The following is a 13,321-nucleotide window of genomic DNA, read 5'->3' as shown; positions in this document are numbered from 1 at the left end:
CGAACCACCTACAGGATCACGTGTTATGAGCAAGCCCGGCCAGCGCAAGTACGAGTGTGTCATTTGCGGTTTTATCTACGATGAAGCCCTGGGTATTCCGGAGGACGGCATTGCGCCCGGTACTCTCTGGGAAGATCTGCCTGATGACTGGGAGTGCCCCGACTGCGGTATCTCCAAGGCCGATTTTGACCTTATGGAAGGTTGAGCCTAACCACATTCTGGAAATCCCTGATGACGACTGCAACCCGGCTGCAAGCCCTGCGCAAACTGATGGAAGAGCGGGGTTACGATGCCCTGGTCATCCCCCGTGCCGATGAACACCTCGGCGAATATATTCCGCTACACAATGAACGCCTGCTCTGGGTGTCCGGATTTACCGGCTCGGCGGGCGTGGTTGTGGTGCTGCGCGACAGTGCGGCGATTTTTGTCGACGGGCGCTACACCGTGCAGGTCCGACAACAGGTGGATGCGGCCCATTTCAGTTATCAACACCTGATCAACACGCCCCCGGCCAGCTGGCTGGCCGCGGCATTGCGCTCCGGAGCGCGGGTTGCGGTAGACCCACGGCTGCACAGCCTGCAGTGGTACCGCGACGCCGAGGACACATTGCAGGCCTCGGGTGTGGTGTTGTGTGCGGATGCGGACAACCTGGTCGACCGTTGCTGGCACGATCGTCCCGCGCCAGACGTGCGTCCGGCGCTGTTGCTGGATGACTCGTTCAGCGGTGAGTCCAGCGCCAGCAAGCGCGCGCGCATCGCGGCAAGCCTGGAAGGCCACCGCGCCGATGCCGCACTGGTATTCGCGCCGGACTCCGTATCCTGGTTGCTGAATGTGCGCGGTCTGGATGTGCCCTGCCTGCCGGTATTGCAGGCGATGGCGCTGATTTGGCGTGACGCCTCGGTGGACCTTATCGTGGACCCACAGCGTATGCCCCCGGGCTGGCAGGCGCACTGCGGAGCGGACGTGCGTCTGCACGCACCACAGGAGGCCGCGACACTTCTCGCCGGCCAGGCTGGCCAGCGTGTGGTGGCGGATCCCCACACGGCCAATGCCTGGTCGCAACAACTTCTGGAAGAGGGCTGTGCAACCCTGATCGCCGCGCCCGACCCGGTGCTGCTGCCCAAAGCCTGCAAGAACGCGGTGGAGATTGCGGGCGCTCGCGCGGCGCACGTGCGCGACGCCGTTGCCGTGGTCCGTTTCCTCGCCTGGCTGGATGCGCAGCTGCAGCATGGCGAGTATCACGACGAGGCGGGACTCGCCGATCAGCTGCTCGCCTTCCGTGAGGAGGGCGAGCACTTCCAGGGGCCTTCGTTCGAGACCATCTCGGCGGCCGGGGGCAACGCCGCCATGTGCCACTACAATCATCGCAACGCCACGCCTGCCCGGTTGCCGCCCGACTCTGTGTATCTGGTGGACTCCGGGGGTCAGTATACTGACGGCACAACCGACATCACCCGCACGGTGGCCATTGGCACGCCGGCGGCGGGGGTGCGCAAGCTCTTCACACTGGTATTGCAGGGCCACATTGCACTCGACCAGGCACACTTCCCCCGCGGTACCACCGGTACGCACCTCGACGTGCTGGCACGCCAGCCGCTCTGGCGCGAAGGCTTCGATTACGACCACGGAACCGGTCACGGTGTCGGGGCGTTTCTCAGCGTGCATGAAGGGCCGCAGCGGATCAGCCGGGCGTGGAGCGCAGCAACGCTTGAGCCGGGCATGATCCTCAGCAACGAACCGGGCTACTATCGCGACGGCGAGTTCGGTATTCGCTGTGAAAACCTGGTGGTGGTGCAGGCATTGAACGGCGAGCTGGAAACGCCGATGTACGGCTTTGACGTGTTGACACTGGTACCTTTTGACCGGCGCCTGATAGAAGTGGGCCTGCTATCGCCTGCTGAACAGGCCTGGATCGATGCCTATCACCGGCGCGTGGAAGATACGGTGGCGCCCCTGCTGGACGAGCTTGACCGGCAATGGCTGGAGCAGGCCTGCGCGCCATTGATTGCCAGCTGATGCCTTGAGGGCTTTTGTGTACACTGCGCAGAATAACCATAACCCGGAGAGTAGAGCACCATGGCAGTAGCGGCAGCGGATCACTGGTCTTCGCGGTTTGCGTTCCTCATGGCGGCCGTCGGGTTTGCGGTGGGCCTGGGGAACATCTGGCGGTTTCCCTACATCACGGGGGAAAATGGCGGCGCTGCCTTTGTCATTGTTTATCTGGTGTGCGCCTTCTGTATTGGTATGCCCATCCTGATTGCCGAGCTTATGGTGGGACGTCGCGGCCAGGCAAGCCCGCCCGAAGCCATGGCCGTCGTGGCCACAGAGAGTGGTCGCAGTCGCCAGTGGCAGTGGGTCGGTGGCATGGGGCTGCTGGCGGCCTACACTATCGAGATCGTCTACGCAGTGATCGTGGGCTGGGTGCTCTGGTACCTGTTCAAGGCAGTGACGACCGGGTTTACCGATGTCGATGCCGTGAACGCCGCCGCGCAGTTTACCGCGGTTCAGGGCGATACGTTGGGTATGCTGTTCTGGACCCTGGTCGGCCTGGGTATCACCGGGTTGATTATCTATGCCGGCGTCAAGGATGGTATCGAGCGCGCCGTGGTCGTGATGATGCCATTGATGTTCCTGCTCCTGGTGGGCCTTGCGGGCTACAACTATTTTGCGGGGGGCTTCCACGCTGCGATTGAGTGGCTGTTTACTCCGGATTTCAGCAAGATCGGTCCCGACGCAGTGCTGGCCGCGATTGGTCAGGCTTTCTTCTCCATTGGTGTGGCCATGGGTGGCATGATGATCTACGGGTCCTACCTGCCCAGATCCATCTCCATCGGCCAGTCTGCTTTGATTATTGTGGTGGCGGACACTGTGGTGGCCCTGCTGGCAGGCCTGGTGATTTTCCCGGCTGTGTTCAATTACGGGCTGGACCCGGCGGCCGGTGCGGGCCTCATTTTTCAAACCCTGCCGGTGGCCTTTGCCCAGATGCCCGGCGGACATGTGTTCAGCGTACTCTTTTTCACCATGCTCTCGGTGGCCGGTATTACCTCCATGGTCGGGCTGGTGGAGTGTGTGAATGCCTGGATAGAAGAGCGCTACGGTATGCCGCGGCACCGCAGTGCCCTGTTGGTGATCGCGTCGGTTGCCGTATTCAGCGTGCTGAGCATTCTGTCCTACAACGTGTGGGTCGACTTCAACCTCGGTGGGCGGAATTTCAACGACACCATGGATTACTTTTCCAACCAGATCCTGTTGCCCCTGGGTGGCCTCATGATCGCGGTGTTTGCAGGTTGGATCACGACCGCGCGGGCCAGTCGCGACGAACTCTGGAGCATGAGCGGCGCCAGCTATGGGCTCTGGCGCTTCATGATCCGTTTTGTGGTGCCACCTGCGCTGGTGGTCATTTTTGTGCGAGGCGTTGCCGGCTGAGGTCATGCCGTGGCGCCAGGCACACTTGGGTTTGAGCCTGCGGAGTTCCTATGTTCACTGCCGTCAATGATTTTCTCTGGGGCCAGGTGCTCGTGCTGGTCCTGGTCGCGGTCGGATTGTTGTTCACGGTTGCCTCACGCGGCGTGCAGTTTCGCTACTTCGGGCGTATGTTCGGCGTGCTGCGCGGTGGCATGCACCATGAACGCGGCCAGGTAAGTTCCTTCCAGGCCCTGGTGGTATCGGTAGCGGGGCGCGTAGGCAGTGGCAATATCGCCGGCGTTGCGGTGGCGATCACGCTGGGTGGCTCGGGTGCCGTGTTCTGGATGTGGCTGATCGGCCTCATGGGTATGGCGACCAGTTTTTTCGAGTGTTCCCTGGCACAGTTGTTCAAACGCACGGAGCCGGATGGCAGCTTTCGTGGCGGGCCCGCCTATTACCTGACCCACGGTGTTCGCCAGCGCGGTCTCGCAGCGGTCTACTCCGTGTTGCTGTTGCTGACCTTCGGCCTGGGCTTTAATGCCGTGCAGTCTTATGTGGTAGCCACATCGCTGGCCGAATCGTTCGGCGTGGCCACCTGGGCCACCGGCGCGATGATGGTGCTGGTACTTGGCAGCGTCATATTCGGTGGTATTCGTCGGATTGCCCTCGTGTCCGAGGTTATCGTGCCGGTCATGGCACTCATGTATTTTCTTGCGGCCCTGGTGGTGATTGCCTTGCACATCACCGAGGTGCCCGCAGCGCTCTGGTCCATAGTGCAAAGTGCGTTCGGCATTGAGCAGGCGGTGGGCGGCGGGCTCGGCGCCGTCATTCTGCAGGGGGTAAAGCGCGGCCTGTTCAGCAACGAGGCGGGGCTGGGCAGTGCCCCCAACGTGGCGGCTGTGGCGCATGTGCCGCACCCGGCCAACCAGGGTGTGGTGCAGGCGTTCAGCGTGTTCATTGACACCATGATCATGTGCAGCTGCACCGCGGTGATCATTCTGCTGTCTGATGTCTACCAGCCGGGTGCCCCGGATGTGGATGGCGTGCTGTTGACCCAGCTTGCCATGGGGAGTCATGTGGGCGACTGGGGTGCCACCTTTGTGTCCGTTGCGCTGGTGCTGTTTGCGTTCAGTTCCATTCTTTACAACTATTATCTCGGCGATAACAGCCTGAGTTTTTTCAGTGACGACAACCCGACAGTCGCCAATATTTTCCGCGTTGCGGTGCTGGGGCTGGTGTTCTGGGGATCCCTGCAGGATCTGAGCACGGTGTTCGGTTTTGCCGAGCTCACCATGGGCTTGCTGGCGCTGGTGAACCTGGTTGGCCTGGTGTGGATGTACCGTATTGGCATGCGCCTGCTACGCGACTACGACACCCAGTTGCGCCAGGGTGAGGAACCCCGCCTGCGACCGGGTGACTGGCGCGATCTGGATATCGACGAGAAGTCCTGGCCGGATTAAACGTCTGTTTTCGGGTGCATGCTCCGCACTTACAGTACAGGTGAAAACAGGCGAGCGGCGCCCATGGCAAGCGGGAACCAGGCGGGCTTGGCCGCAATTTCAGCAGGCGTTACCTCGCGACATTTCAACAGATCAGCCTCAAGCATGGCCTGCACCTCGCTGGCGAAGTGCTCGCCGTCCACCAGCAGTGTAATCTCGAAATTGAGCCGGAAAGAGCGGTTGTCAAAATTGGCGGTGCCGATACCAGCGAGGTGGTGGTCCATCAACAGTACCTTCTGGTGCAGGAAGCCACCCTGGTAGCGGTACACCTTCACGCCCGCGGGCAGCAGTTCACGGGTGAACGACCAGTTGGCCATGCCCACGACCGGTCCATCGGGTTCATCGGGAATCATGACACGCACATCGACACCGCGTAGCGCGGCGAGCTGCAGGGCCGACACGATGCTTCTGTCGGGGACGAAGTAGGGGCTCGCGATCCAGATTCTCTTCTGCGCGGCCACAATGAGCTGCAGGAACATGAGCCCGGCTTGTTCCAGTATGCTGGAGGGGTCGGACGGGAATACGAGCACATTCTCTGTGCCGTGGTGGGCATCCTCCGCGTCCGGCTGTACGACGCTCAGTGAGGTTTGCGTGGCCCAGCGCCAGTCGGTGGCAAAGGCCAGTTCCACGCCCAACACGGCGGGGCCCTGCAGGCGCAGGTGCGTGTCACGCCAGTGCCCGATATCCGGATCCAGCCCCAGGTACTCGTCGCCAATATTGTGGCCACCGACCCAGGCCACGTGCCCGTCGACAACGACGATCTTGCGGTGATTGCGGAAGTTGAGCTGGAAGCGGTTGCGGCGCCCCTGTGTGGTATTGAAAGCGGCAACCTGCACGCCGGTCTGGCGCAGCTGGCGACACAGCCCCGTGCGGTGAAAATTGCGGCTGCCTATCTCATCGTAGAGCAGGTGTACGCTGACACCGGCGCGCGCCTTGTCCGACAGGACCCGGCCGATGCGCCTGCCCAGGTTGTCGTCGCGGATAATGTAAGACTCGAGCAGGATGTGGTGTTGGGCGGATTCCAGGCCGCGGAGAATACTGTCGAAGGTCTGCTGGCCATCAACCAGCAGCTCCACAGCATTGCCCCCGGCAGCAGGAATACCCGTGAGGTTGAAGAGGGCGTTGTAGACGGGTTCGGCGGGGGAGCTGAAAACCAGATGTTTGGATACCTCGGCTCTTGTTTGTTGCAACAGCTCGCGGGTTTCCTGCTCCACGGCATTGCGCTGCTCCAGATAACCGTCGAACTTGGTGCGCCCGAATACCAGATAGCAGGGCACTGCAAGATAGGGCACCGCGAGCAGGGAAATCGCCCAGGCGATGGCCCCCTGCGCCGTGCGTACATTGATGATGGCCTCGACGGCAGAGACGATACCCAGTGCATAGAACAGAACCACCGCAACGGCGATGATCTCGGTGTACATTTCCAGCCCCAAACCGCCTACCCGGCCCCCGCCAGTAAATGGCGGCGCAGATTCTGGATGTCGTTGGACGTCAGCTGGAGGCCGTCGCGCACGTACGCGTCAAAACTCCCCCAGCGGGCGTCTATCTCGTCGAACCCGGCCTGCAGCCAACGCGCATCGACACCGAGCATGGTTTCCACGGTGGATGCTGCCGCCTCGCCCTTGAATACCCGCAGCAGCATCAGGTCCTGGCTGCGGGCCTCCAGTGACGGTTCACGACTCGCCAGGTAATCCGCCATGATCTGCTCTTTAGGTACGCCCAGAATTCTCAGCAGTATTGCGGCGGCGAACCCGGTGCGATCTTTCCCCGCCGTGCAGTGCCAGGCCAGCGGACGGCCCTCGGCGGCGAGTACGGCCTGCATGAAGCTGCGGTACTGGGGCGTGAATTCGTCCGCAAACTGGCGGTTGGCCTGCAGCATGAAGTCATCGGCGTTAAAGCCCGCGAGATCGTCGCTGTCGATCCTGGCACGCAGGTCATGTATCAGGGCATCGTTGCCGGAATCGAGAATGGGGATGCTCAACTGCGTGAACGTGGTGTCTTCGGGTAGGCGGCTGGGTTCGTCTTCACGCTCGGCACGGGAGCGAAAATCGATCAGGGTGTCGAGTTGCAGGCGCTGTAGCTGCTGTAGATCACTGCGCGACGCGTTGGCCAGATGCCCGGAGCGGTAAAGCCTGCCCCAGGCAACGCTGTGTCCGTCCTCGGTGGTGTAACCGCCCATGTCGCGGAAGTTGTGAATACCCTCGAATGCCAATAAGCGCGCGTCTTCGCGCTCGGCGGCGGGCAGCTCCACCGGCACCTGCACGGGGGCAGGGGGAATGAACTGGATGACGGCGAGGGTGATAAGAAACGCAGCCAACAGGATTTTGTACCAGAACGTTCGTGACATGCGGTATCCGTGTGGATGAAAGCCACGCGCAGGATAGCATCCCCGCGCGGGCGATCGTAGCCGCTTGTTCGTGTAGCGTATTCGAGTACCCTATTCGAGTAATTCGGGTTGCTCCGCCACGATAACGTCATATAGCGGCTGGAAACTGAACCAGCCGGCCAGTGGGGATCCCACCGTGGCGCGCGTCTGCCGGGCGCAATCGGCGTCAATCAACCGCGGTGTACCGGCGGCTTCGGCCAGCAGTTGTGCCTGGCAGGAACGCTCCATGGTGATAAACCACCAGGCAGCCTCGTCAACGGTTTCGCCCACCGTCAGCAGACCGTGGTTCTGCAGGATGGCCGCCTTGTTGTCGTCCAGTGCCTTCGCAATGCGCTCGCCTTCACCGGTATCCAGTACCACGCCGGTGAAGTCATCGAACAGTACATGGTCTTCGAAGAATGCGCAGGCGTCCTGCGTAATCGGGTCCAGTGGCCGCCCCAGGGATGCCCAGGCCTTGCCATACAGGGAGTGTGAGTGGGCCGCCGCTGTTACCCGCGGGTTGGCCATGTGAATACGTGAGTGGATAGTAAAAGCAGCGCCATTGAGCAGGCCGTCGCCTTCCACCACCTCGCCGGTGTGGCTGACCAGCAACAAGTCGGATACGCGCATCTGCTTGAACGAGCGGCCCATGGGGTTTACCCAGAAGTGGTCACTGTGCTCGGGGTCCCGCACGGTGACGTGGCCGGCCACACCCTCGTCGAAGCCGAACTTGCCGAACAGGCGCAGTGCTGCCGCGAGGCGCTGCTTGCGCTCGGTGCGCAGCTCGCTGCTGGATTTCTCGGTGGATTCACCTCCCATGCCGGTGGTGTCCCGGTTCATGATGATGGCATTTGCAGTATTCATATTCTGGCCCTTTTCTCTGTATATTACTTCTGCAGTGTAGACGGTTTTGACCTGTGGTTGGCGTCAAAGACTTTACATATTAATTAAATCTAATATATTGTTGGCGCAAGCAGCCGGGGTGAAGCAGTCATGGCGGAGATGGATCCAGGTGCAATGGCCGCGCAGGCCAAGCAGGCAGTCGCCCTGCTGAAGGAACTCGCCAACGAGCAACGTTTGCTGGTTCTCTGTGCACTCGTGGAGGGTGAGCGTTCTGTGGGAGCGTTGAATGCCGACATCGAACTGTCGCAGTCGGCCCTGTCTCAGCACCTTGCGCGCTTGCGCGAGGCCGGCCTGGTCACGGCGCGGCGGGAGGGGCAGCAGGTTTATTACTCGCTTGCTGCGGGTGAGGTGGCCGCAATTCTGCAGGTCCTGCATACCCTGTATTGTGGCGAGGAACAGGGCAGGTCATGAGCCACCCGCTGGATCGGGTTGTGGCGTACACACTCGGTGGTGGCTTGCCCAGGCTGTTGTTCGTGGTGGGGCTGCTGGCTGGAATCCTGTCACTGTGGCTGACGCCGCGAGAGGAAGAGCCGCAGATTGTCGTACCCGTCGTGGATGTGTTTGTCGAGGCGCCAGGACTCTCCGCCACGCAAGTCGAGCGGCAGGTGGCGGTTCCACTGGAAAAGCTGCTGGCCCAGATACCGGGCGTTGAACACGTCTACTCCACCACAACGGCTGGCCGTACCACCGTCACGCTCTCCTTCTACGTGGGCGAAGAGCGTGAAGCGGCATTACTCAACACCTACAACAAGCTCTACTCCAATCCACACTTGCTGCCTGCTGTAGTCAGTCAGTGGCACCTGCGCCCGGTCGAGGTGGATGATGTCGCGATCGTGGTACTGGCGCTGTGGTCGGATGCTCCGGAGCTCTACAGTGACTACGATCTGCGTCGCGTGGCCGATGAGTTGAGTACCCGCCTGCAACGCCTGCGGGACTCGGGTGAAGTGACGGTGACCGGTGGACGCGCGCGGCAGGTGCAGATACTGCTGGACCCGGAGCGCCTGGCCGCACGGCGCACCAGCGCGTCGGAGGTACATACGGCGTTGTCGGTATCCAACCTGCTGCAACCCGCCGGACGCTGGACTCACAACAATACGTCTATCCTGCTTGAGAGCGGCGATGCACTGCGCGGTGCACAGGAACTTCCCGAGCTGGTAGTGAATGTGATCGACGGCGTACCGGTGTATCTGCGCGATGTTGCGCGCATTGTCGACGGCCCGCAGGAGCCCAGCCACTACACCTGGATCAGCTTCGCCGGGGAGCGCACGGCTGCCGGTCCCGACGCCGCTGCCCGCTACCCGATGGTCACGCTGAACGTTGCCAAGAAGCCCGGCACCAATGCCGTGGGGCTGGCGCAGCGGGTCCACGCGGAGCTCAATACCCTGCAACGGGAACTACTGCCCGCCGAAATGCAGCTACGCGTGCTGCGCGACTACGGGCAAACCGCCAACGAAAAGGTCAATAATCTGGCCAGCAGCCTCGGCTTTGCCATCGTGACAGTGGTGGTTTTCATCAGCGTGTTCCTGGGGTGGCGCGCGGGCCTGGTGGTGGGGCTCGCCGTGCCCATTTGCTACGGCTTCACCCTGGCACTGGATATGACTTTTGGTTACACCATCAACCGGGTGACGCTGTTTGCGCTGATTCTCGCGCTGGGCCTGCTGGTGGATGACCCGATTACCGGGGTGGACAATATTGCGCGTAACTTTGCCGGCGGCAGCGGACCGCGGACACGGCGCATCGTCGACGCCATGGCGGAAATTCGGGTCCCCCTGCTGATGTCCACGTTGACCATTGTGGTCGCTTTCCTGCCGCTGGCCTTTATCACCGGCATGATGGGGCCGTATATGGCGCCCATGGCCTTTAATGTGCCTGTGGCGGTCATCAGCAGCACACTGGTCGCGTTTCTGGTGACGCCCTGGCTCGCCGAGCGCCTGTTGCCCTCTGTCGATAGCCCCGCTCTGGAGGCAATCGCGGGAGACCCCGCCCCTGCTGGCGGTGCCTACGCCCGGTTTATGCGTCCTGTGTTGATACGGCGCGGCAGGGCACGGCTGGTGGTCTGGGTGGTGCTGGTAATGTTCATGGGCGCCGCGAGCTTGCCCCTGTTGCGGCTGGTGCCCTTGAAGCTGCTGCCCTACGACAACAAGAACGAAGTGCAGGTGCTGGTGGATCTGCCTGAATCTGCCACGCTGGAACAGACAGCGGCGCTGAGCCAGCGCGTGGTGCAAACACTGCTGCGCGTGCCGGAAGTGGAAGCAGCGGCGGTGTTCGTGGGTGAGCCTTCGCCGATTGACTTCAATGGCATGGTGCGCCGTCACTACCAGAGGGTGGCGCCGCACCTGGCGGATATCCGGGTGGTTCTGGTAGACAAGGGCCGGCGCGAGCAGCAGTCCCACGGTGTTGTGCTGCGTCTGCGCGAATTGTTGGCACCGCTGCAGAAGGAGGGCGTCAACCTGCAGGTGGTTGAGGTGCCGCCCGGCCCGCCGGTGATGAGCACGCTGGTGGCGGAAGTCTACGGCGCGACGCTCACACCGTATGACCGGCAGCAGGTCGCTGCCCGGCAGCTTGCGGCGCGCCTGGCGCGCGAAGCACACGTGGTTGAGGTGGATACCTCGGTGCAGGCAGCACAACCGCGCTGGCGTTTTGTTGTCGACAAGCCCAGGGCGGCCCTTTCCGGTGTGTCGACAGCGGATATCAACGACGCCATTGCGATGGCCAATGAAGGCGTCGTTGCGGGTTTTCTGCAACAGGCGAGCGAGGCCAAACCCCTGCCGCTGTTGCTGCGTCTGGCGCCGGAAGAGCGCATCTCCCCGCACGACTTTGCGCGCCTGCAGGTGAAAGGGCGTGCCGGTATTACCCAGGCCAGCAAGGCCAGCGGTCTCGACGCCGCACCGCAGCCACTGGTGGCGCTGGGTGAGCTGGGTAACTTTCGGCAACTGACGGCTGATCAGGCCATTTACCGCAAGGATCTGCGCCCGGTGGTTTATGTCACCGCCGAGCTGTCAGGGCGCCCACCGGCTGACGTGATTGCCGACATTGTCGCCGATGAGGGCGCTGGTGAAGGCAGCGCCAATGATTGGCAGGGACGTACGTTTCTCACCGCAGGCGGCGGCGATGGCTGGGCTCTGCCGCCAGACATCGAGGTACGCTGGACTGGAGAGGGCGAATGGCGCATCACGGTAGATGTGTTCCGCGATATGGGGCTGGCCTTTGCCTTTGCCCTGTTGGCGATTTTCTTCCTGCTGCGGGTGCAAACGGCTTCATCGGCGCTGTCGCTGATCATCATGGCGGCCATTCCGTTAACGGTGATCGGCATCATGCCCGGGTTCTGGTGGTTGAACACGGTGGGTGAGCGCACCGTGGCAGGCGCCCCCGATCCGGTTCTGTTCACGGCAACGGCCATGATCGGCATGATTGCGCTGGCGGGGATCGTGGTGCGCAATTCACTGATTCTTGTTGAGTTTGTCACCCAGGCGCGCAGTCGCGGCGCCTCAATTGTCGATGCTCTGCTGGAGGCGGGGCATGTGCGCATGCGCCCGGTGCTGTTGACGGCGGGTACAACGCTGTTGGGCAATCTCGTGATTATTCTCGACCCGGTCTTCAGTGGCCTGGCCCTGGCTATTATTTTCGGCATCATCGCGTCGACCCTGTTGACGTTGGTGGTGGTACCGGTGGTGTATCTGCTGGTCTTTGACCGCGAGCGCGGGGAGGTTTCAGGCGATGCGTAGTATTTTGCGATGGGCGCCCGCCGTGGCGGCAACAGCGGTACTGGTGCTGCTGGTGGCGTGGATGGCGGGCGTCTTCGATAACCGGCTTGCGCCCGGGCTCAAGCCCCGGCCCGAGCAGGCACAACAACCGGCCTTTCGGGTCGTGGAGGAGCTGGTTGCGGTCACCGAGCCGGTGCCAGGTTCCGTGGAGGCGAAGCAGGCAACGCTTGTGGCATCGCGGATCATCGCCCGCATCGAGCGTATTCTGGTGCGGGCCGGTGATACGGTCAGAGAAGGGCAGCTACTGCTGGAACTGGAGAGGACCGACCTGGAAGCGCGGGTCGCCCAGGCCGGCAACCAGATCACGGCGGCGCGGGCGCGCTTCACCGAAGCAGAGCGCAACCTGCAGCGCAGTATCGAGTTGCAGCAGCGCGGTCTGTTGTCGGCGTCTGACCGGGAGGCAGCGCAGGCAACGCGGGACAGCCTGCAAGCTGACCTGCAACGCATGGAGCAGGGGCTGGAAGAGGCGCGCGCGGCGCTGGCCTATGCCTCTATTCACTCGCCACTCGACGGGCGGGTGGTTGATCGCTTTGCCGAGCCCGGTGATATGGCCGCACCGGGAACTACACTGTTGTCGCTCTATAATCCGCTGTCGCTGCGGGTCGAAGCCAGCGTGCGCGAGCAGTTGGCGGTAACGCTTGCCGTGGGGCAGGCTGTGTCTGTGAGCTTGCCGGCGCTGGATAGCGTCGTGCAGGGTAGCATCGAGGAAATTGTGCCAGCAGCCGAGCCTGGCTCGCGCAGCTTTCTGGTCAAGATCCGGTTGCCCTACGACGACCGCTTGTTGCCGGGGCTCTATGCGCGGGTTGACGTGCCGGCGGGCAGCGAGCGACGGATGCGTGTGCCCGAGGCATTGCTGGCGCAGGTCGGTCAGCTTTGGGTGGCCACGGTCGCGGGCCCCGAAGGGCCTGAGCGACGCTTCCTGCGCGTGGGGAAACGCGACGGCGATGGCCGCGTCGAGGTGGTTGCCGGGCTGCAGGCCGGTGACGAGCTGCTGGCGCAGAGCAGTGAGCGCTAGTCAGCCGTCCTTGCGCAGGTTGTCGGGCCCCCAGTAGGCCTTCATGCTGCTGATCTTGCCCTCGTCGTTGAACTCGAAGACATCGATGACGTCAATCTGCATGCCCGGCATCACCACATGAAACGGGAAAGCAACCGCGTTACCCGCGCAACGCGCCTGCCCTGACAGGCGCAGTTTGGCGCCGGCTCCCAGTGCTCCCTGATAGAATGCGCAGATAGCATCCAGCCCGTGGTGGGCGTCAGTGCCCACCGGGTCCTCCACAACCGCGTCCTGTGCGTACATGCTGCGAATGATCTCTACGTCACCCTTTTCAAACGCCTGAACGTAACGTTCCACCATGGCGATCTTGTCTGCATTGTCCATAATTGCC

11 protein-coding genes are annotated in these 13,321 nt (G+C 62.4%); 7 read left to right on the top strand and 4 right to left on the bottom strand.

The annotated features are described in order from the left end of the window. Nucleotides 1-25 precede the first annotated feature (25 nt). From G533_RS0105325 to G533_RS0105310, 4 genes are read left to right on the top strand one after another with little or no spacing between them, the layout of a single operon-like run. Entirely contained in the window at nucleotides 26-205 is a 180-nt protein-coding gene (locus G533_RS0105325; RefSeq protein ID WP_027949076.1) for a rubredoxin, read from the top strand. Between the two features lie 26 nt (nucleotides 206-231). Then, complete coding sequence (locus G533_RS0105320) at nucleotides 232-2,016, top strand: aminopeptidase P family protein (RefSeq protein ID WP_027949075.1); 1,785 nt, start codon at nucleotides 232-234, stop codon at nucleotides 2,014-2,016. A 60-nt stretch (nucleotides 2,017-2,076) separates the two neighbouring features. After that, nucleotides 2,077-3,426 (top strand): sodium-dependent transporter, encoded by a 1,350-nt coding sequence (locus tag G533_RS0105315; protein WP_027949074.1) that lies wholly within the window; start codon nucleotides 2,077-2,079, stop codon nucleotides 3,424-3,426. Nucleotides 3,427-3,476: 50 nt separating this feature from the next. Beyond that, nucleotides 3,477-4,865, top strand: coding sequence for an alanine/glycine:cation symporter family protein (locus tag G533_RS0105310; protein ID WP_027949073.1), 1,389 nt, complete (start codon nucleotides 3,477-3,479; stop codon nucleotides 4,863-4,865). A gap of 29 nt (nucleotides 4,866-4,894) precedes the next feature. Here the strand turns inward: G533_RS0105310 and cls are convergent, their stop codons facing one another. The 3 genes from cls to G533_RS0105295 form a co-directional block, all read right to left on the bottom strand. Continuing rightward, nucleotides 4,895-6,325 (bottom strand): cardiolipin synthase, encoded by a 1,431-nt coding sequence (cls, locus tag G533_RS0105305; protein ID WP_027949072.1) that lies wholly within the window; start codon nucleotides 6,323-6,325, stop codon nucleotides 4,895-4,897. Between the two features lie 17 nt (nucleotides 6,326-6,342). Continuing rightward, nucleotides 6,343-7,251, bottom strand: a complete 909-nt coding sequence (locus tag G533_RS0105300; RefSeq protein ID WP_027949071.1) for a tyrosine-protein phosphatase — start codon at nucleotides 7,249-7,251, stop codon at nucleotides 6,343-6,345. A 90-nt stretch (nucleotides 7,252-7,341) separates the two neighbouring features. Beyond that, nucleotides 7,342-8,109: a class II aldolase/adducin family protein gene (locus G533_RS0105295; RefSeq protein ID WP_051230014.1), complete on the bottom strand. Its 768-nt coding sequence runs from the start codon at nucleotides 8,107-8,109 to the stop codon at nucleotides 7,342-7,344. 153 nt (nucleotides 8,110-8,262) lie between these two features. On the opposite strand from G533_RS0105295, the gene G533_RS0105290 reads away from it, so the two are divergent. From G533_RS0105290 to G533_RS0105280, 3 genes are read left to right on the top strand one after another with little or no spacing between them, the layout of a single operon-like run. Next, complete coding sequence (locus G533_RS0105290) at nucleotides 8,263-8,583, top strand: ArsR/SmtB family transcription factor (RefSeq protein WP_205622549.1); 321 nt, start codon at nucleotides 8,263-8,265, stop codon at nucleotides 8,581-8,583. After that, entirely contained in the window at nucleotides 8,580-11,897 is a 3,318-nt protein-coding gene (locus G533_RS0105285; RefSeq protein WP_027949068.1) for an efflux RND transporter permease subunit, read from the top strand. Before G533_RS0105290 ends, G533_RS0105285 begins: the two co-directional genes overlap by 4 nt. Further along, on the top strand, nucleotides 11,890-12,951 hold the full coding sequence (locus tag G533_RS0105280; RefSeq protein WP_027949067.1) for an efflux RND transporter periplasmic adaptor subunit: 1,062 nt from the start codon (nucleotides 11,890-11,892) through the stop codon (nucleotides 12,949-12,951). Before G533_RS0105285 ends, G533_RS0105280 begins: the two co-directional genes overlap by 8 nt. On the opposite strand, the gene G533_RS0105275 is transcribed toward G533_RS0105280, so the two are convergent. Then, nucleotides 12,952-13,314 carry a nuclear transport factor 2 family protein gene (locus G533_RS0105275; RefSeq protein WP_035526537.1) on the bottom strand — a complete coding sequence of 121 codons (363 nt, stop codon included), beginning with the start codon at nucleotides 13,312-13,314 and terminating at the stop codon, nucleotides 12,952-12,954. Nucleotides 13,315-13,321 lie beyond the last annotated feature (7 nt).

The sequence above is a fragment of the Haliea salexigens DSM 19537 genome (genome assembly GCF_000423125.1).
Classification (GTDB): domain Bacteria; phylum Pseudomonadota; class Gammaproteobacteria; order Pseudomonadales; family Halieaceae; genus Haliea; species Haliea salexigens.
This window is presented reverse-complemented; position numbering and strand designations above follow the sequence as displayed.